Below are 18650 nucleotides of genomic sequence, written 5' to 3' on the forward strand. Positions count from 1 at the left end.
ACCAAAAAACCACCACCACCCCCCCCCCCCCCCCCCCCCCACCCCCCCCCCCCCCCCCCCCCCCCCCCCCCCCCCTCCCCCCCCCCCCCCCCCGGCCCGGCGCTGTCTGGAACGCTACGCATGGAACGCGCGGCGCAGCGAGCGCCGTACCGCTTTCCGCATGGCCCACATCGTCAGTCGCACCCCCCACCCGGCCCCTCGCACGAGCATCCGGCGCATGACGGACCGCGGCGTCCAGCGAGCAAGGGCCCGGCGCAGACGCCTGCGCTTGCTCCTCCTGAAGGCGACCATCGCGGATGTCTCCTAGTCGGCCGACCCTTGCCGTCGTCGGGCCCGGCAAGATCCGCAAGAGGCGGCCTAGCGGCTCAGGCGGCCTGGCGGACGCGTCGGCGGGGCGCGGGTTCTTCTTCGTACGCGTCCTCGTCCTCGCCTTCGTCCTCTTCCTCGTCGTACTCCTGGTCCTCTTCGTCCTCTGCCTCTGGGGCCGACTCGTCGTCGTAGTCCGCCTCGTCCTCGCCCTCGTACTCCTCGGCGTCCCCGGCTTCGTCGTCCCCGCCTTCGTCGTCCTCCGCGTACTCGTCTTCGTACGCGCCCTCTTCGCCGCCTTCGTCCTCTTCCTCTTCCTCTTCTCCCTCGCCCTCTTCCTCCTGCTCTTCCTGAAGCGCCTCTTCGTGGGTCCGGACGACTTCGCCGTCCTGGATCTCGCCCCGCCAGCCCTCCGGTTCCTCGGTGCTGAGGGTGGCGTAGCGCAGGAAGTGCTTGAGGTCCAGGCGCAGTCGGCGGCCCTGGGCCCGCCAGAGGTTGCCGGTCTTCTCGAACAGTCCAGACGGGTTGTACTCGACCACGATGACGATCCGGGTCAGCGAGGGGGCGAGCTCGTGGAAGCTCACGCAGCCACGGGTGGTGCCCTTGGCACCCGAAGAGGTCCATACGATGCGGTCGTCGGGAATCTGCTCCTGGACGGTCGCCTTGAAGCTGCGGGTGGACGGCCCGACTTTGACCTTCCAGTCACTGTTGGTGTCGTCGTCGCGCGACACGTCGCGCACGCCTTTGGCGAAGCTGCTGAAGTTCTCGTACTGCGTCCAGTGGTCGTACACCGTGCGCAGCGGTAGTCCCACGTCGAGCGTCTCGACGATGTTGACGACTTTCGCGCCGCCCTTGCGGCCCTTGCCCTTGCCCTTGCCCTTGCCCCCGAACACCTGGGATGCGGTGTCGGCCACCTTGTCCTTCAGGTTGCCGAAGGTCTGGCCGGCGAAGGCCTTGAGGGGCGAGTCGCCTTGCAGGAGGCGGGCGCCGATTCCGCCGACGTCGGAGAGCTTGCCGCCGTTCTCGGCCACATCGTAGAGCTGGTCGGTGATGTCGCCGAGTTTGTCGGTCGCCTTCTCGGCCAGCTGGTCCGCCTGGGCGGAGAGGTAGCCGGACAGTTCACCGAGCAGCTGGTCCAGCCCGGACGTGGATTCCTTTTCGCTGGGGCGAGTTGCCATGGCACTACCTCCGCGCGGACGGCCTGCGGGCCGTCGTCTTCTTGGCGGCCGTCTTACGTGCAGGGGTGCGGCCCGTGGTCTTCTTCGCGGCTGCCTTGCGTGCGGGACTCTGGCCTGTGGTCCGCTTTCCGGGTGCCGCCTTTCCGGTGCTCTTGGAGGCGGGCCTGGAGGGTGCGGCCTTGGAGGAGGCGCTCTTCCTGGCGGCTGTGGTCTTCGCCGCCGGCCTTTCACCCGCGGTCTTCTTCGCCGTGGCCTTCTTGGCGGGAGCTGCCTTCTTGGCCGGAGCTGCCTTCTTCGCCGACGCGGCCTTCTTGGCCGGAGCGGACTTCTTCGCGGGCGCCGCCTTCTTGGCGGGCGCGCCCTTGCTGGCCGTAGCGCTCTTACGGGCCGTAGCCGTCTTCCGGGACGGAGCGCTCTTGCGGGAGGCGCTTGCCGGTCGCTCGGTCTTACGGGCAGAACCGGCACCGGACGTGCCGGCGCGGCTGCGGGCCGTCCGACGCCGGGGTGGCGGCTCCTCCTCTTCCTCCTCTTCCGGCTCTTCCTCCTCCGGTTCCTCCTCCGGTTCCTCCTCCGGCTCCTCCCCTTCCGGCTCTTCCTCTTCGGGCTCCTCCTCTTCCTCCGGCTCCTCTTCCTCCGGCTCCTCCTCTGCCGCGTCCTCGGGTTCGCCGTAGTCCTCCTCGGCTTCCTCGTCGTCCTCGGACTCGGACTCTGCCTCGTCCTCGTAGGGTTCTTCCTCGCCCTCCTCGTCCTCCTCGTCCCGGCGACCGCCGACGCGAGTGAGCTCACGCGTGCGGTCGTGCAGGGAGTCGGCGAGGCTGGCCAGCTTGCGGTCGGCCGCAGCACTCAGGGCCCGCTTGCCGGCATCGAGGGCTTCCCCGCGCAGCTGATCGCCGAGGTCTGCGAACTGCGGCATCTCCTTGACTTTGGAGATGCCTTCCGTCAGCAGCTGTCCCGGTTCGAGGCCGAAGCGACGGCCGGCGAGATAGGTCGCGGCGGCGAACGCCATACGGCCCTTCTTGGCCCGGCCGAGCACATAACCCCCCGCCAGAGCGGCTGCCAGAGCGATCTTGGTGGTGTCCTGCATGATCATCCCCTTTGACCAGGACTACGGACCCTGAGCGGGCGGTCTCTGAGCTCCTGCCCTCACTGAAAGACTTATGCGTTCATTTCATGACATTCTGGTTTGTGTGAGGCCGCCGTCTCCCCGAGGGAGGGGTATATGGCCGCAGCAGAACCTGCACGCCCACGGCGGGTGCCTCCGCACCCTGCCGACACGGGCGAGGAGCAGGGCAGGCAGCCTTCCCGGCGCGCTGCCCCCCGGCGGCGGGCGGCAGTCCCGAAGGCCGCGGCGGCGATGCGCTCGGCCGCCGAACAGCTCGCCGAGCTCCTCGGCCGGTTCCCGGAATCCGTCTCCTCGCTCAAGCCGACCGAGGACGGCTGGGAAGCGCAGGTGGAGGTGGTGGAGCTGGAGCGCATCCCGGACACCACCAGCGTGATGGCCAGTTACAGAGTCACTCTGGACGAAGAGGGCGAGCTGGTCTCCTACGAACGCACCCGCCGCTACAGCCGGGGAATGATCGACCGGCCGACCTGACAGCAGGCCGCCGGGGAAAGGAGGCGCCATGACCATGGTGCCGCAGGGTGGCAGCGCCGTTGCCCGAGGGGGAGGCAATACGAGCAGTCTCTACGACGTCCTGGAACTCATTCTCGACCGCGGTCTGGTCATCGACGTCTTCGTCCGGGTCTCCGTGGTGGGCATCGAACTCCTCAAGATCGACGCGCGCATCGTCGTGGCCAGCGTCGACACCTACCTCCGCTTCGCCGAGGCGTGCAACCGCCTCGACCTCGAAGCGGGCCGCAAGGCACCGGCCCAGCTGCCCGACGTAGTGGGGAACATGGTGGAAGGGGGCGCCCGCGGTAAGTCGAAGGGTGCTCTGACCGGCGCCGTCGAAGCGGTGACCGACTCCCTGACCGGCAGGTCGTCCCGTTCGCAGGAGCCGGAGGAGGACGAGGAACAAGAGGAAATGGAGGCTGCCCCCAAGCGGCGCCGCCCCGCCCGGCGCCCCGTACGCCGGGAGAAGGAGTAACCGATGGCGCTCTACGTGTACGCGATCACCGCCAAGGCCCATCCGCACCGCCTCGACGGCATGCACGGCGTCGGTTCCCAGGACACGCCTGTGCGCACGGTGACGGCAGGTCCCCTGTGCGCGGTCGTCAGCGAGGTCTCCGAGGAGATCCTGCCCAAGCGCCGGGACCTGCTCGTCCACCAGGAGGTGCAGGAGCGCCTGATGGCGGACGAGGCGGTCCTGCCGATGCAGTTCGGCTACACCGCCCCGGACGAGCTCGCGGTGCGTCAGGCCCTGGAGGAGAACGCCGACGCCTACCTCAGCGCGCTGCAACGCCTTGACGGCTGCGCCGAGTACCACGTACGCGTCGCGCAGGAGGACGAGGCGCCGTTGCTGCACCAGATCCTCGGGGACGTGCCCGAGGCGAGGGACCTCAACGACCGTATCCGTGCCGGGGACCCGGATCCGCAGCTGCCGCTCGCTCTGGGGGAACTGGTCGCGCACGAGGTGGAGGCACGGCACCGGACGCTGGCGGCCGGTCTGGTCGAGGCGTTGGTGCCCTTCGCCCGCGAACACGTCACGCACCCGCCCACCGGGGACGACTTCCTCAACCTGTCGCTCTTGGTACCGGACGAGAAGAAGGACGATTTCATGTCGGCGCAGGCGAACCTGGCCCGCGAGATCGGCGGCGGCGTGAGCATGCGGTTCAGCGGCCCGCTGCCCCCGTACAGCTTCGTGTAGTGACCGGCGCCGCGCCTCGCCTCGCTGGAAGGGAGGAGGACCATGGGCCTGTTGACCCACCTGCTGACGCTGCCCCTCGCCCCGGTGCGGGCGGTCACCTGGGTCGCCGAACGCGTCGTGGAGAAGGCCGAGGAGCAGTACTACGATCCCGCCCCGATCTGGCGCGAACTGTCCGACCTGGAGCAGCAACTGCTGGCGGGGCAGATCGACCAGGAGGAGTTCGAACTCCGGGAGGACGAGCTGATCGACCGCCTGCAGGAGATCGCAGCGTTCCGGAACCGGACGATCTGACCAGCGAAGCGAGGCCGCCACCGTGACCGAACCCCTCCCCGGCCGACTCGGATCCTTCCCTTCCCGCGCGCCCGCGCCGTACGGATCCAGTTCCTCGTCCAGCCTTGCCGATATCCTCGAACGCGTCCTGGACAAGGGCATCGTCATCGCCGGGGACATCCGCATCAACCTGCTCGACATCGAGCTGTTGACCATCAAACTCCGGATCCTGATCGCTTCCGTGGACAAGGCCAAGGAGATGGGCATCGACTGGTGGGAGCACGACCCCTCCCTCTCCTCGCGTCACACCGGAAGCCCGCTGGAGCAGGAGAACCGCCGCCTGCGCGCGGAGCTGGAGGCCTTGCGCCGCGACCAGATCGGCGGGCGGGCAGGCGCGGAGGGCGTGGAAGACGCGGAAGGCGTGGAAGGCACGGCGGGCGGGGGACGCGCCGAAGAACCCGGCGGACGGGCCGGCAGGACCCGGCGGGGGCGTTCGCAGTGAACACCGACGAGCCCCTCACCTACGTCTATGCCGTCGCGCGGCAGACCGAGCCGCTCGGGAAGCTCCTCGCCACCCTGCGCGGCGTCGGCCGGGCTCCGGTGGAACTCCTGGCCGACCCGTCCGACGCCGGACCGGCCCCCCTGGCCTTCGTCGTCAGCCCGGTGCCGCACGGCGAGTTCGACGAGACGGCCCTCAAGGATCACTTCGAGGACCTCCAGTGGCTGGAGGACGTCGCCCGCGCCCACCACGACGTCGTGCAGGCCGTCGCGGCCCACGCCACGGTCCTGCCCCTGCGCCTGGCCACGGTGTACCAGAGCGACAGCCGGGCCGGCCGCGCCCTCGCCGGGCGGCACGAGACCTTCGCCCGACGACTGGGCGAGCTCGACGCCCACACGGAGTACGGCGTCAAGATCTACGTGCCGCCGCCCGCGGCTCCCACCACCGCGGAGCACCCGGCCGACGCCGGCGCGGCCGCCCCCACCACCCCGGGCAAGGCGTATCTCCAGCGCCGCAGGGCGCAGCACCACGCCCGGAAAACGGTCTACGGGCAGGCGGAGCAGGCCGCGGCGACCATCGAGGCCATCGCCGCCCGCTACACCTCGCAGCGCGTACGCCACGCCCCGCAGAGCGGTGCTCTGACCGGCCCCCAGGAGAACGTGCTCAACGACGCCTACCTCATCCCCGACGAGCACGCCGAGCAGTTCCGGGCCGCCCTCGCACACGCGGCCCGCGACTTCCCCGACCTCCGCGTCGAAGTCACCGGCCCCTGGGCCCCGTACTCCTTCGCCGGCCCACCGGCCGAGGCCCCGGCCCCGGCCGACACCGAGGAGCGGGCGCCATGACCCTCGCGGAGCACGGCGAGCCGCTGCCCGGCCGCCAGGTGGCCCTGGTCGATCTGCTCGACAGGCTGCTGAGCGGCGGAGTGGTGGTGGCCGGGGACATCGTGCTGTCGATCGCGGACATCGACCTCGTCCGCATCTCCCTGCGGGCGCTCATCGTGTCCGTCAGCTCGGAGAGCGCCCCCGCCACGCCGGAGTCCGGGGGCCCGCGGTGACCGGTCAAGAGCGCCCGCCCGAGGACGGGCATCCGCATCCGGGGAGCGTCGGGCGTCCAGGAAGGCTCCAGGACGTCGGCGACAGCATGTCGCGCGCCTTCCGGCTCGTCCAGGCACCCCCTGCGCGCCAGGACGCCCCGGCTCGCCCCGCCCACCGCATCCGCGCCGACCGCGAGAGCGTCGAGGAGGACCTCCTCAAACTCGTGCTCACCCTCGTCGAACTGCTCCGCCAGCTCATCGAACGCCAGGCCCTGCGCCGCGTGGACGCAGGCGGCCTCACCGACGAACAGGAAGAGGAGCTGGGCGCGACCCTGCTCGCCCTCCACGACAGCCTCGCCGACTTGTGCGCCGAACACGGCTACTCACTGGAAGACCTCAACCTCGACCTCGGCCCGCTCGGCCCCCTGCTCCCCCGCAGGGACTGAAAGGGCGGACGGACCCACGGCCCAAGGACCGCAGGCCCGCTGCTCAGTCCCTGGCGCGGACGAAGAGCCGGTAGAGGAGCAGGAGGATGAGGGAACCGACGATGGCGGCGATCCACGTGGAGAGCTCGAAGAAGCCGTCGACGGAGTCGACGCCGAAGATGACCTTGCCGAGCCATCCGCCCAGAAGACCTCCGGCGATGCCGATGAGCGGGGTGACGATGCAGCCGCCCGGGTCCTTGCCGGGCATCAGGAACTTCGCGATGATGCCGGCGAGGAGTCCCAGCACGATCCAGCTGATGATGCCCATGGCGCGCCCCTTCTCTCCACATAAAGCCTGTGTAAATCCGTTTGCCCGCCTTTCGCATCTCAAACCGTGGCCGGAGGCCGGACGGGGCGGCTATTTCACCGAGCCCGCCATCACGCCTTGGACGAAGTGACGCTGGAAGGCGAAGAAGACCACCAGCGGGACCACCAGGGACAGGAACGCACCCGGCGCGAGGACGCCGATGTTGCTTCCGAACTGCCGCATCTGGGACTGCAGCGCCACCGTCAGGGGCTGGGACGAGCTGTCCGCGAAGAGCAGTGCCACGAGCATGTCGTTCCAGACCCAGAGGAACTGGAAGATCGCCAGGCTCGCGATGGCCGGACGGCCCAGGGGCAGTACGAGCCGGGAGAAGATCCGCCATTCGCTACCGCCGTCCATCCGGGCGGCTTCCAGCATTTCGCGCGGTATCTCGGCGAAGTAGTTGCGCAGCAGGAAGATCGCGAACGGCAGCCCGTAGGCGACGTGGAAGAGGACGACGCCAGCGATCGTCCCGAACAGTCCCACCGCCCCGAAGAGCTTCGCCACGGGCAGCAGCCCGATCTGCACGGGTACGACCAGCAGTCCGACGACCACCAGGAAGATGCCGTCCCGGCCGGGGAAATCCAGCCAGGCGAAGGCGTATCCGGCGAGTGCGGCGATGGCGACCACCAGGGCGGTGGTGGGCACGGAGATCAGGACGGTGTTCCCGAAGGCCTCCGCGATGCCGGAGTCCTTCAGCAGGGCGCCGTAATTGTCCAGGGACAGCTGGGAGGGGTCGGTGAGCGCGGTCCACCAGCCGCCGGAGGCGTTGTCGCGCTCGGAGCGCATAGAGGACAGGAACAGGCCCGCCAGGGGGGTGATCCATACGAGGGCGACGAGGATCAGTACGCCCTGGACGACGGAGTTGCGCAGCAGTCCCGACAGCCGGCCCCTGCGGCGCGGCCCGGCCGCGGACGGGGCGGGGACGGGCCGGAGGGTGGCCGTCCGCCGGGAGGGCGGGCGCTCGATGGTGCTGTGGCCGCTCATGCGCCGCTCCTTCGGAAACGCCGGATGTTGAAGAGCATCGCCGGGACGACCAGCAGCAGGAGCACCACACTGAGCGCGCTGCCGAGCCCCTGGTCGTTGCCGCCGCCGAAGGAGACCAGCCACATGCGGGTGGCCAGGACGTTCGCCTCCTCCTGGACCGGTCCGGGGGCGATGATGTAGACGAGGTCGAAGACCTTCATCACGTTGATCACCAGGGTCACGAAGACGACGGTGAGTACCGGCGCGAGCAGCGGCACGGTGATCTTGCGGAAGATCTGGCCCTCGGTGGCACCGTCCATCCGCGCGGCCTCCAGCGCGTCGCGCGGGATGGCCGCGAGTCCGGCGCCGATCAGCACCATCGCGAAGCCGGTCCACACCCACAGGTAGGCGGCGATGATGGCCGGTGTCACCAGTGCCGGGCTGAGCCAGTTCACGCCCTGGTAGGGGGCGGCGAAGTTGGCCGCGGGCAGCCGGACGGTGTACTCGCCGTCGGCCAGGCCGGTGAGGCGGAACGAGCCGTCGTCGGCCGTGGTGGCACTGGCGGCCACGCGGCCGTCCCGTACGGCCTCGACCGTCATGCCGGGCAGTCCCTTCTCGCCCGGGTCGACCGTGCCCGGCGTGCCCGCACCGCCGGGGGCGAAGTCGAGGTAGGCGACGCCGGCGATCACGTCCGGGCCGGGCGCCGCGTCGGCCGCGGCGCGCGCGGCCTTCGCCGCGGCGGGCATCGCGTCGGGTGCCACTCCGACGAAGCCGAGGCTGACCGGGCGGCCGGGACGTACGGTCTCCTCGGTGCTGTAGGGCCCGCCCGCCCCGCCGGTCAGGCCGTGGCCCTCCCGGGCCCGCGCCGTCGGGTAGGCGGCGCGGTCGGTGAAGGCGTCGTGGACGCCGACGACGGCGGCGTTGAGCACGCCCCGGTCCGGGTCCTGTTCATAGGCGAGCCGGAAGATGATGCCCGCGGCGAGGAACGACACGGCCATCGGCAGGAAGAGCACCAGCTTGAACGCGGTGGCCCAGCGCACCTTTTCGGTGAGCACGGCGAGCATCAGCCCGAGTCCGGTCAGCAGGAGGGGGGCGACGACGACCCAGATGGTGCTGTTGCGCAGCGCCTTGAGGGTGGCCGGGTCGTCGATGATCGCCGCGTAGTTCCCGGCTCCCACGAAGCGCTCGCCGCCGGCGTCGAAGAAGCTGCGGCCGATGGAGAAGACCACCGGGTAGACGACCAGCGCGCCGAGCAGCAGCAGGGCCGGCAGGACGAAGACGACCGCGAGACGGCGTTTCCTTCGCTGGGCCCGGCGCCGCGGGTTCGCCGCGGCGCGGGCGGTCAGGGTTTCAGCCATGGTGTGCGCCTCAGTTCCCGTAGGCCTTGGCGGCCTCGGCTTCGAGCTTCGCGGCCGTGCCCTGCGGGTCCGACGGGTCGCGCAGGAAGTCCTGGAGGACCTTCCACTCGCCCGCGCCCTTGGTGCCGCCGAACGCGGCCGGGGCCTGGTCCGACATGTCGAAGCGGATCGAATTGCCCGCCGCGATGAGCGAGTTGGCGGTGCTGCGCGTGGTGTCGTCTCCGTACGAGGCGAAGTCGACCTCTTTGTTCGGGGACAGGAAGCCGCCCGCGCCGGCCCAGACCTCAGCCGCCTCGGCGCTCGCCAGGAACTCGACCAGCTTCATGCCGGCCTGGCCGTTCTTCCCGCCCTTGAGGACGACGGCCGCGTCACCGCCGCTGACGACCGGCATCTTGCCGCCGTCGACCGAGGGGAACGGGAAGAACGTGGCGTCCTGCCCGAGCTTCTTGCCGAACTGGCCCTTGGCCACGCCGCCGACGAAGTCGCCCTCGTAGACCATGCCCGCCTTGGGCTCGGGGCCGAAGACCTGCGCGACCGACGTGGGGAAGTCGGTGCCCAGCGCCGCCTGGGCGCCGCCGGCGACGAGCTGCTTGTCCTTGAAGAGCTCCCCGAGGGTGGTCAGGGCCCTGACGACGCTGTCGTCGGTCCACTTGAGCTTGTGCTGGGCGAGCTGGTCGTACTTCTCCGGCCCGGCCTGGGAGAGGTAGACGTTCTCGAACCAGTCGGTGAGGGTCCAGCCGTCCTCGCCGGCTATGGCGAAGGCCGGACGGCCGGAGTCGGCGAGGGTGCGGCCGGTCTTCAGCATGTCGGCGTAGCTCTTGGGCACGCTGACGCCGGCCTGGGTGAAGGCCTCGGGGGCGTACCAGACGGTGGACTTGTGGGCGGCCTTGAAGTAGAGGCCGTAGTAGGTGCCGCCGACGGTGCCGTACTCCTTCCACACGGGGGCGAGGGTGGAGTCGGCGGTCTTGGCGGCCTCGCCGGACAGGGGCTGGAGCCAGCCCTCCTTGGCGAACTGCTGGAGCACGCCGACCTGGGGGACCATCACCACGTCGGGCGCGTTGCCGCCCTCGATCTTGCTTCCCACGAAGGTGGAGACGTTGTCACCGGAGGGGACGAAGACGGTCTTGGCGCCGGTCTTCGCGGTGAAGGCGTCCAGGACCTTCTTGAAGTTCTCCTGCTCGCTGCCGGTCCAGACGCCGGCCACGGTCACGGTCTGGCCGCTGAGTTCTCCGCCGCTCGCGGGGCCGGTGGCGCCGCCGCAGGCGGTGGCGCCGAGGGCGAGGGCGAGGGCCGCCGCCCCGGTGGCCGTGGTCCGTCGGGTCGTCTTGCTGGGTCGTCGCATGATGAGGTCCTTTTCTGGAAGGCCGGGACCGCGGGAGTGGGTCCCGGCTTCACGGGGAGCGCAAGGGGCGCGGGGTCGGGCGGGGAGGTCAGGGGGTCGGGGAGGTCGGGCGGGGTGCGGCGTCGCCGGTCGCCGGGTCGCCGGCGCACCCCGGGGATCACGGGGCCGGGTACTCCCCCGTCCACCAGGCGGCGGTCGCCGCGGGGAGCACGCCGTCGGGGCAGGGTCCGCTGGCGAGCAGCGGAGTTCCCCGTACGGGGGCGGGCACCGGCTGCGTGCCGAAGTTGACGGCGCAGACCAGGCCGTCGCCCCGGGCGATCGCCAGCACCTGCGCCGGCGAGTCCAGCCAGCGCAGGGTGCCGTCGCCGAGCTGCGGCAGGGTGCGCCGCAGGTGGAGTCCGTCGCGGTAGAGGTGCCAGAAGGAGCGGGTGTCGGCCAGGGCGCGGTCGGTGGCGTGTTCGGCGAACCACTCGGGCTGCGGCAGCCACGGCTTGGCGCCGAGCGCTTCCTGGCTGAAGCCGAACGGGGAGGCGTGCCCGGACCAGGGCAGTGGCACGCGGCAGCCGTCCCGGACGTGTTTGCGGCTGCCGGTGCGGCGGAAGATCGGGTCGGTGAGGACCTCGTCGGGCAGGTCGAGGACTTCCGGGAGGCCGAGCTCCTCGCCCTGGTAGACGTAGGCGGCGCCGGGCAGGGCGAGCATCAGCAGGGCCGCGGCGCGGGCGCGGGCGGCTCCCAGTCCGCTGCCCTCGACCCCGGGTTCGCCCGCGTAGCGGGTGACCGTACGGACCTGGTCGTGGTTGTTGAGCACCCAGGTGACGGTGGAGCCGGTGCCGGCGATGTCGCGCATCGCCTCGGTGATCGTCGTGCGGAAGGCGTCGGCGTCCCAGGGCGCGCTGAGCAGGTCGAAGAAGAACGCCTGGTGCAGCTCGTCGGGCCGGACGTACTCGGCGTGCTCGCGCGCGGTCGGCACGGACACCTCACCGACCAGCAGCCGCTCGTGGCCGTCCCGGGCGGTGTACTCCTCGCAGACCGAGCGCCAGCGCCGCCACACGTCGTGGACCTCGGGCTGGTTCCAGGCCAGCTGGTTGACGGCGTCCCGGGCCCGCTCGTCGGCTCCGGGGTCGTCCGAGTCGGGCAGGTCGGGGTGCTTGAACAGCCCGGCGGCGACGTCGATGCGGAAGCCGTCGACACCGCGGTCGAGCCAGAAGCGCAGCACCCGCTCGAACTCGTCGCCCACCGCGGGGTCGCGCCAGTTCAGGTCGGGCTGCTCGGGCGTGAAGAGGTGCAGGTACCACTCGCCGGGGGCGCCGCCGGGCTCGGTGATCCGGCTCCAGGCGGGACCGCCGAACATGGCGCGCCAGTTGTTGGGGGGCTGCGCCCCGTCCGGACCGCGGCCGGGGGCGAAGTGGAAACGGGAGCGCGCCGCGCTGCCCGGCTCCGCGGCGAGCGCGGCGCGGAACCACGGGTGCTCGCTGGAGCAGTGGTTGGGGACGATGTCGAGCAGCAGCTTGAGCCCGAGGCGGCGGGCGTCGGACACCAGCCGGTCGAACTCGGCGAGGTCGCCGTAGACGGGGTCGACGCCGCAGTAGTCGGCGACGTCGTAGCCGTGGTCGTGCTGGGGCGAGGGGTAGAAGGGGCTGAGCCAGATGCCGTCGACACCGAGCTTCCTGAGGTAGGGAAGCCCGGCCCGTACGCCGGCCAGGTCCCCGACGCCGTCGCCGGTGCTGTCGAGGAAGCTGCGGACGTAGACCTGGTAGATCACCGCGTCGCGCCACCAGGGGCCGGACGCGGTGGAGCTACGGGTGGGGTGGCCGGTGCCGGCCGGAAGGGTGCTGAGCATCTCGCGTCGACCTGTCTCTGCTGCATGCGAGAGCGCCCCAGATCGGGGCGCTGTTATGCATGCATGTTAAGTAGCAGCGACTGGAAGGTGTCAACGATGTGTCCAGAAACAGCGGAAAGCTGGGGTGGTTTGTACAGAAACGCCCCGGTGTACAAAGAAGGGCCTCTACTTAACATGTAAGTAGAGGCCCTGAAGGGGACGGAGTGACGGAGTGAGATCAGCCCGTGCGGGAGATGGTCCCGAGCTCGCGCGCCAGACGCGCCGCCGCCTGCTCCGGCGTCTGGCGCAGCGCCATCAGGTCCTGCCCCACGGCCTGCACGGCGAGGCTCACCTGGTCGTAGCGAGGACTCTTGGGACGTGGCACCGCCGACAGCACGCTCTGGCGCAGCGTCGGCAGGTAGGGGTACGCGCGGATCAGCTCGGGATCCTCGTACAGTGCCGCGCGCACCGGCGGCAGCGAGCCCTCGGTGAGCACCCGCCGCTGGACCCGCTCACTGGTGAGGTAGGAGATCAGGTCGGCCGCCGAGGCCGGATGCCGCGCATGGCTGCTGACGGCGAGGTTGGATCCGCCCAGCACACTGGTGCCGGGCCCGTCGGGCCCGGGCAGCGGCACGGCGCCGAACCTGCCCGCGACCTTCGAGCCCTCCGCGCTCGCGTCGGCGTACACGTAGGGCCAGTTCCGCAGGAAGAGCAGCCGGCCGTCCTGGAACGCCTTGCGGGACTCCTCCTCCTTGTAACCGAGGGCCTCGCGCGAGATCCAGCCGTCCCGCACACCGTCGGCGAGGAACCGCAGTCCGGCGCGCGCCGCGTCGGAGTCCACGCTCACCCGGGCGCCGTCGCCCTGCAGGATCGAGCCGCCCGCCGAGTGCACGGCCTCGGTGACGTTGACGGTGAGCCCTTCATACGGCAGGAACTGCCCGGCGTAGCCGTCCAGTCCGTACTTCGGGGCGATCGTGGACGCCTGGCGGACCAGGTCGGACCAGGTGCGCGGTGGTTGCTCGCCCTCCCGGTCCAGGATGTCCTTGCGGTAGTAGAGCAGTCCCGCGTTCGTGACGTACGGGACCGCGTACAGCCGACCGTCGAAGGTCGCGGTGTCGACGACCGGCCGCAGGAAGGAGTCCAGGGGGAAGCGGTCGCGGTCGAGCGGGGAGATCCATCCGGCCGCCGCGAACTCGGAGGTCCAGGCGACGTCGATGTTCAGCACGTCGAACCGGTCGCGGCCCGATCGCAGTTCGCTGATCATCTGGGCGCGGGTCTCGTCGGCCGAATCGGGCAGTTCGACGAGCGTGACGCGTTCGCCGGGATGCTCGTGGTTCCAGTCGTCGAGCAGCGGGGAGAGGTAGTCGGTCAGGTCGCCCGCCGTCACGAGCGTCAGGGGCCCGCGGCCCTGCGAGGCCGCGCCCCCGTCCGTGCGGACGCCGAAACCCGCGTACCCGGCCAGCACCACCGCCGCGACCAGGAGAGCTCTACCCGCGGCATGCATCCACCGCATAGATTCCTCCCAGTGCGCGATCCGGCTGCGCCGCCGATCCTCGCGGCCTATATATACCCGTTAGGCATGGGCGATACTAGACGCCCAGGCGGAGAGGGCGGGCCGCGGAGCCACGTGGTCCGTGGCCGGTGAACCGATGACTACCGAGCGCGAAGGAGGGAGAGCGAGTGCGGCTGGCGCTCCTTGCGCTCCTCACCGGTAGCCCCGCGCACGGTTACGAGCTCAAGCAGGACCTTGAGAAGCTCTTGGGCGCCGCGTACCCTCAGCCGAACGTCGGCCAGATCTACGTCACCCTCGGCCGGCTGGAGAAGAGCGGGCTGATCGAAGGCGAGGACGTCGAGCAGTCGGGCCGCCCCAACAAGCGCACGTACCGGCTCACGGACGCCGGGCGCGAGGCCGTGCTGGCCTGGTTCGAGGAGACCGCGGAGGAGCCCCGGGTACGGGACGAGTTCTTCATGAAGCTCGCGCTCGCACCGAGATCGGGTCTGGCCGACCCTGTCGCACTGATCAACAATCAGCGGCGCCAGTACCTCAACACCATGCGGGACCTGTCGAAGCTGGCCGCGGCCGAGGACCGCGACAACAAGATCTCCCAACTGCTGATCGAGGGCGCCATGCTGCATCTGCAGGCCGACCTCGACTGGCTCGAACGCTGTCAGGAGGAGCTGGAATGAGCGAGGACGCCACCGCTCCTGCCGTGCCCATCGTGCGAGCGGAGGGCCTGACCAAGACGCACCACGGCGAGGGCGCGCCGGTGCACGCCGTGCGCGGGGTGGACCTGTCCGTCCAGCGCGGCGAGTTCGTCGCGGTCACCGGGCCGTCGGGAGCCGGCAAGTCCACGCTGCTGCATCTGATCGGCGGCCTCCAACGGCCCGACAGCGGGAAGCTGTGGCTCGACGGAGAGCGGGTCGACACCTACCGCGAGGCCCGCTGGGCGGTCCTCAGGCGCCGCAGCGTCGGCGTCGTCTTCCAGTTCTTCAACCTGGTCTCCAACCTCACCGTCGCCGACAACGTCGAACTGCCCGCCCTGCTGGCCGGCGCCTCCCCCAGGGCCGCCCGCGCGTCCCGCGCCGAGCTGCTCGCCGAACTGGGCCTGGAAGGCCGCGAACGGTCCATGCCCGGTGAGCTGTCGGGCGGCGAACAGCAGCGCGTCGCCCTGGCCCGCGCCCTGGTCAACCATCCCGCGCTGCTCCTCGCCGACGAACCGGCCGGCAGCCTGGACAGCAAGGGCACCCGCGAGGTGCTGCGACTGCTCTCCCGGTTCCACCAGCGCGGCCAGACGATCATGATGGTGACCCATGACGCCCGGATGGCCAGTGCCGCCGACCGCGTCATCAGCTTCTTCGACGGGCGCATAGCCGACGACGCGCAGCTCGGCGGCGCGGGCCGCAAACCCGCCGGCGGCGTTTCCGGCGTACTCGAACTGAAGGAGTGAGCGTGCGGGCCACTCTGCGCTGGGCGCAGGCCGACGTGCGCGCACACCGGGGCGAAGCCCTCTTCGTCGTGCTGGCCAGCGCCGGGGTCATCGCCTCGCTCCTGCTGGCCGGCGCCCTGTTCAGTTACGCCGCGAACCCCTGGCAGCGCGTCTTCAACCAGTCCCACGGCGCGCACATCTGGCTGCACACCCGGGCCGGCGCGGACATGGACGCCCTGTCCGGCGTGGACGGGGTCGCGGCCCTCTCGGGGCCCTACCGCACGGCGGCGACCACGGTCGACTCGCACGGCGCGCGAGCCGGGGTGACGCTCCGCGCGGCCGCCGATCCGCCCGCGGAGACCGGGCGGCCGCTCCTGACCGCGGGCAGCTGGCCGGGCCGGTCGGACGACGGCGCCGGGGTTGGTGCCGGGGCCGACGAGGGCGCCGGCGCCGTCGTCCTGGAGGCCTCGGTCGCGCGGGCGCTGTGGGCGGAGCCGGGCGACTCGGTGCGGGTCACCGGACCGGACGGCGCCCCGCACGCCGTGCGCGTGAGCGGGATCGCCGAGGTGGCCGAGCCGGGCTACCGGCCGGGCGGCGGACCCGGCATCGGCTGGGTGCTGCCCGGCACGCTCGACGCGATCGCGCACGGCGACACCGGCCAGAGCGTGGGGCTGCGCCTGGAGGATCCGGACGACACCGACTTCATCGTCCAGCGCGCGGTGACCGTACTCGGCGCGGACCGGGTCGCCCAGGTCACCAAGTGGCAGCAGGCGCGGGCCGAGGCGGGCGGCGACGACCGGCTCCTGGGAAAGATGTTCGCCGTCTTCGGGCTCGGCGCTCTGCTCGCGGCGGCGCTGGCCGCTTCGGGAGCGATCGGCGCGCGGGTCCGCGGCCAGCTGAGGGACATCGCCGTCCTCAAGGCCATCGGCTTCACCCCCGGCCAGGTGATCCGCGGCTTCCTGGTGCAGCACCTGGCCTTCGCGCTCCTCGGGGTGGCCCTCGGCACGGCCGCGATCGCCGCTCTGGGTGCCCGGATACCGGGGCGGATCGGCGAGGCGGCGGCGGTGTGGCAGGGCCTGCCCGGCCACACCGCGCTGATGATCGGCATCCCCTGGGGCGCGGTGCTGCTGATCGCGGCCGCCACCGGGCTCTCCGCCTGGCGGGCCGGACGGGTGCCCCCGGTGCCGGTGGCACGAGCCGCACTGCCCTCCGCCGCGCCGATGACCGCACTCGGCAGGCGGGCCCTGGGGATGCGGGTTCCTCCGGCCCTGGTCCTGGGGTGGCGGGCCGCGTTCGCGCGGCGCGGCCGCACGCTCGTGCCGGTGGTCCGGCTCGCGCTGCCGCTGACGCTCATCACGGTCGCTCTCGTCGCGTGGTCGACGCTGGACCAGTTCCGCAGCCGGCCCGAGCAGGTGGGACTGCCCGCGGCGCTGACCGTACGGGCCCACCAGCCCGCCGGGCCGTCGGACCCGGAACTGCAGCCGGAGCTGGGGCTGGAGCTGGAGCTGGAGCTGGAGAAGACCCTCTCGGCCGTTCCGGACGTCGCCGCGGTCCATCCGGGCGCGGAGATGGCGGCGCTCGTACCGGGTCAGACCGGCACCATCACGCTCCGCGGGCTGGGCACGGCCCGCCGCCCGTACCCCTCCGCGGTGGTGGAAGGGCGCGCGGTCCGCGGGCCCGACGAGGCCGTGGCCGGACAGGGCCTGCTGGACCTCCTCGGCGTACGGGTCGGTGACTGGGTGCGGATGACCGTCGAGGGGCGGCCGCAGATCCTGCACCTCGTCGGCCGCACCATCGAGCCCGAATCCGGCGGCCGGGTGATCACCACGACCATCGACGCACTGCGGGAGCGCGATCCGCGGCTGCGGCCGGCCTTCCACGCCCTGGAGCTGCGCGAGGGGGCGGATCCGCGGGCGGTGAGCGGCATGCTCGCCGCGACGGCGGGCGGAACGCTGGAGGTGCGGGAGACGCCCAATCCGGCCGACCGGCTGGAGCCGGCACGTGGAGTGATCGCCGCCCTGATCGCGGTCCTGGCCCTGATCGGACTGACCGAGCTGCTGACGCTGATCAGCACGGGCGTGCGCGAGCGGGGCCGGGACCTGCTCGCGCTGAAGGCGATCGGGCTGACGCCCCGGCAGATCGGCTCGGTGATCGTGACGGCCGCCGGTCTGACCGCGTTCGTGTCCGCGGTGGTGGGGACGACGGTGGGCGCGCTGGCCGGCCGCTGGCTGGTGGACACGCAGGGCGCGTCGAGCGGGATCGGCGCGGGGATCGCCCGACTGCCCGCGTGGCCGGTGCTGTTGACGGTGCTGGTCGGGGCGGTGCTGGGTGCGGTGGCGGCGGCGGTGCTGCCGGCGACACGGGCGGCCCGGCGGCGCCTGGCGGACTCGCTGAGCGAGACGCTCTGATCCTCCGGGCCGTACCGGGGTCAGAGCGTCTCGCTCAGCGGATCCTCACGTCACCGCGGTACGGGTCCGCTCAGCCCCGGTCGCCCAGGTCCAGGCGGTCGGCCAGTCCCGCGGCGGTGAAGGCGGCCACCAGGTCGTCACGGCCCTCGGTGAAGTGGGCCCAGCTGTCGTAGTGGACGGGCACCACCCGGCGGGCGCCGAGGATCCTGGCGGCTTCGGCTGCCTGGACGCTGTCGAGGACGAGGAGCCCGCCGCCGAAGACGACGGGGAAGCGAGGGGCTCCGGCGAACAGGAGGGCGGTGTCCACCGGGCCGAAGCGCTCGGCGATCTCCCGGACCAGGTCGAGCGAGGCGTTGTCACCGCTGACGTAGACCGTGGGCAGGCCCTCCCCGGTCAGGACGAAGCCAACGACCTGGCCGGTGACCGGTTCGACCTCCTCGCGCTTCCCGGGGCCGTGGAGGGCGGGCACGGCCGTCACGGTGATCGTGCCGCCGCCGGGACGGTCGAGCTCGACCGCCTCCCAGTCGGCCAGCCCCCTGGCCCCGCCTCCCAGGCGCTGCCCGCCTCCCGGGGTGGTGAGCGTGAGGGGCACGTCGGCGAGGAGGGCCCGCCCGGAGCGGTCGAGGTTGTCGGGGTGCTCGTCGTGCGAGAGCAGGACCACGTCGATGCGGCCGAGGTCGGCGGGGCTGCCGGAGGCGGGCTCGGTCTTGGCGAGGACCGGGCCGCCCGGCCTCGGGTAATCGCCGGGGGCGTCGAAGGTGGGGTCGGTCAGGAACCGCAGCCCGCCGTACTCGAAGAGGGCGGTGGGGCCGCCGAAGACGCGGACGGGGATCTGCTCACTGGGCGTGCTGGAGTCAGCCATGGGAAGGGCACCTCACGGATAGGAAGCGGTTCATCCGTGAAGGACCGTACGGGTTCTCACGGATGGACGCAAGACGTAACATG

General features: G+C 71.6%; 20 protein-coding genes. 11 read left to right on the forward strand and 9 right to left on the reverse strand.

The genetic code is table 11. The features are described from left to right. Positions 1-365: 365 nt before the first annotated feature. Together AC07DU_RS31065 and AC07DU_RS31070 are read right to left on the reverse strand one after the other, a co-directional pair. Positions 366-1484, reverse strand: coding sequence for an SRPBCC family protein (locus AC07DU_RS31065; protein ID WP_479115084.1), 1119 nt, complete (start codon positions 1482-1484; stop codon positions 366-368). A gap of 4 nt (positions 1485-1488) precedes the next feature. Then, positions 1489-2568 (reverse strand): histone protein, encoded by a 1080-nt coding sequence (locus AC07DU_RS31070; protein WP_479115086.1) that lies wholly within the window; start codon positions 2566-2568, stop codon positions 1489-1491. A 135-nt stretch (positions 2569-2703) separates the two neighbouring features. Here AC07DU_RS31070 and AC07DU_RS31075 point away from each other — a divergent pair, with 135 nt between their 5' ends. The 8 genes from AC07DU_RS31075 to AC07DU_RS31110 all read left to right on the forward strand — a co-directional run bounded on the left by AC07DU_RS31075 (position 2704) and on the right by AC07DU_RS31110 (position 6542). After that, positions 2704-3078, forward strand: a complete 375-nt coding sequence (locus tag AC07DU_RS31075; protein ID WP_479029978.1) for a gas vesicle protein GvpO — start codon at positions 2704-2706, stop codon at positions 3076-3078. 28 nt (positions 3079-3106) lie between these two features. Further along, complete coding sequence (locus tag AC07DU_RS31080; protein ID WP_479115088.1) at positions 3107-3571, forward strand: gas vesicle structural protein GvpA; 465 nt, start codon at positions 3107-3109, stop codon at positions 3569-3571. A 3-nt stretch (positions 3572-3574) separates the two neighbouring features. After that, complete coding sequence (locus AC07DU_RS31085) at positions 3575-4291, forward strand: GvpL/GvpF family gas vesicle protein (protein ID WP_479115090.1); 717 nt, start codon at positions 3575-3577, stop codon at positions 4289-4291. A gap of 42 nt (positions 4292-4333) precedes the next feature. Continuing rightward, complete coding sequence (locus tag AC07DU_RS31090; protein ID WP_479115092.1) at positions 4334-4582, forward strand: gas vesicle protein GvpG; 249 nt, start codon at positions 4334-4336, stop codon at positions 4580-4582. A gap of 22 nt (positions 4583-4604) precedes the next feature. After that, positions 4605-5063: a gas vesicle protein gene (locus tag AC07DU_RS31095; protein ID WP_479115094.1), complete on the forward strand. Its 459-nt coding sequence runs from the start codon at positions 4605-4607 to the stop codon at positions 5061-5063. Further along, the gene (locus tag AC07DU_RS31100) at positions 5060-5905 is read left to right on the forward strand and encodes a GvpL/GvpF family gas vesicle protein (protein ID WP_479115096.1); all 846 of its coding nucleotides are present in this window, start codon (positions 5060-5062) and stop codon (positions 5903-5905) included. The genes AC07DU_RS31095 and AC07DU_RS31100 overlap by 4 nt, the downstream gene beginning before the upstream one ends. Beyond that, on the forward strand, positions 5902-6117 hold the full coding sequence (locus AC07DU_RS31105) for a gas vesicle protein (RefSeq protein WP_479029992.1): 216 nt from the start codon (positions 5902-5904) through the stop codon (positions 6115-6117). Before AC07DU_RS31100 ends, AC07DU_RS31105 begins: the two co-directional genes overlap by 4 nt. Before the next feature lie 86 nt (positions 6118-6203). Beyond that, entirely contained in the window at positions 6204-6542 is a 339-nt protein-coding gene (locus AC07DU_RS31110; protein WP_479029995.1) for a gas vesicle protein K, read from the forward strand. A 43-nt stretch (positions 6543-6585) separates the two neighbouring features. On the opposite strand, the gene AC07DU_RS31115 is transcribed toward AC07DU_RS31110, so the two are convergent. The 6 genes from AC07DU_RS31115 to AC07DU_RS31140 all read right to left on the reverse strand — a co-directional run bounded on the left by AC07DU_RS31115 (position 6586) and on the right by AC07DU_RS31140 (position 13883). Next, positions 6586-6849, reverse strand: a complete 264-nt coding sequence (locus AC07DU_RS31115) for a GlsB/YeaQ/YmgE family stress response membrane protein (protein WP_360892107.1) — start codon at positions 6847-6849, stop codon at positions 6586-6588. A 90-nt stretch (positions 6850-6939) separates the two neighbouring features. Continuing rightward, entirely contained in the window at positions 6940-7872 is a 933-nt protein-coding gene (locus AC07DU_RS31120) for a carbohydrate ABC transporter permease (protein WP_479115098.1), read from the reverse strand. Next, positions 7869-9209, reverse strand: coding sequence for an ABC transporter permease (locus AC07DU_RS31125; RefSeq protein WP_479115100.1), 1341 nt, complete (start codon positions 9207-9209; stop codon positions 7869-7871). Before AC07DU_RS31125 ends, AC07DU_RS31120 begins: the two co-directional genes overlap by 4 nt. Positions 9210-9219: 10 nt before the next feature. Further along, complete coding sequence (locus AC07DU_RS31130) at positions 9220-10551, reverse strand: ABC transporter substrate-binding protein (protein WP_360892116.1); 1332 nt, start codon at positions 10549-10551, stop codon at positions 9220-9222. A 157-nt stretch (positions 10552-10708) separates the two neighbouring features. Further along, entirely contained in the window at positions 10709-12391 is a 1683-nt protein-coding gene (locus tag AC07DU_RS31135) for a glycoside hydrolase family 13 protein (RefSeq protein WP_360892119.1), read from the reverse strand. Between the two features lie 217 nt (positions 12392-12608). Next, on the reverse strand, positions 12609-13883 hold the full coding sequence (locus AC07DU_RS31140; protein ID WP_479115102.1) for an ABC transporter substrate-binding protein: 1275 nt from the start codon (positions 13881-13883) through the stop codon (positions 12609-12611). Between the two features lie 167 nt (positions 13884-14050). On the opposite strand from AC07DU_RS31140, the gene AC07DU_RS31145 reads away from it, so the two are divergent. From AC07DU_RS31145 to AC07DU_RS31155, 3 genes are read left to right on the forward strand one after another with little or no spacing between them, the layout of a single operon-like run. Further along, positions 14051-14557 carry a PadR family transcriptional regulator gene (locus tag AC07DU_RS31145; protein WP_479115104.1) on the forward strand — a complete coding sequence of 169 codons (507 nt, stop codon included), beginning with the start codon at positions 14051-14053 and terminating at the stop codon, positions 14555-14557. Continuing rightward, positions 14554-15318 carry an ABC transporter ATP-binding protein gene (locus tag AC07DU_RS31150; RefSeq protein ID WP_360892126.1) on the forward strand — a complete coding sequence of 255 codons (765 nt, stop codon included), beginning with the start codon at positions 14554-14556 and terminating at the stop codon, positions 15316-15318. The genes AC07DU_RS31145 and AC07DU_RS31150 overlap by 4 nt, the downstream gene beginning before the upstream one ends. 2 nt (positions 15319-15320) lie before the next feature. After that, positions 15321-17705, forward strand: coding sequence for an ABC transporter permease (locus AC07DU_RS31155; protein WP_479115106.1), 2385 nt, complete (start codon positions 15321-15323; stop codon positions 17703-17705). A 70-nt stretch (positions 17706-17775) separates the two neighbouring features. On the opposite strand, the gene AC07DU_RS31160 is transcribed toward AC07DU_RS31155, so the two are convergent. Further along, on the reverse strand, positions 17776-18567 hold the full coding sequence (locus tag AC07DU_RS31160) for an MBL fold metallo-hydrolase (RefSeq protein ID WP_479030016.1): 792 nt from the start codon (positions 18565-18567) through the stop codon (positions 17776-17778). Between the last annotated feature and the right edge of the window lie 83 nt (positions 18568-18650).

This window comes from Streptomyces sp. NPDC045695 (assembly GCF_056432025.1).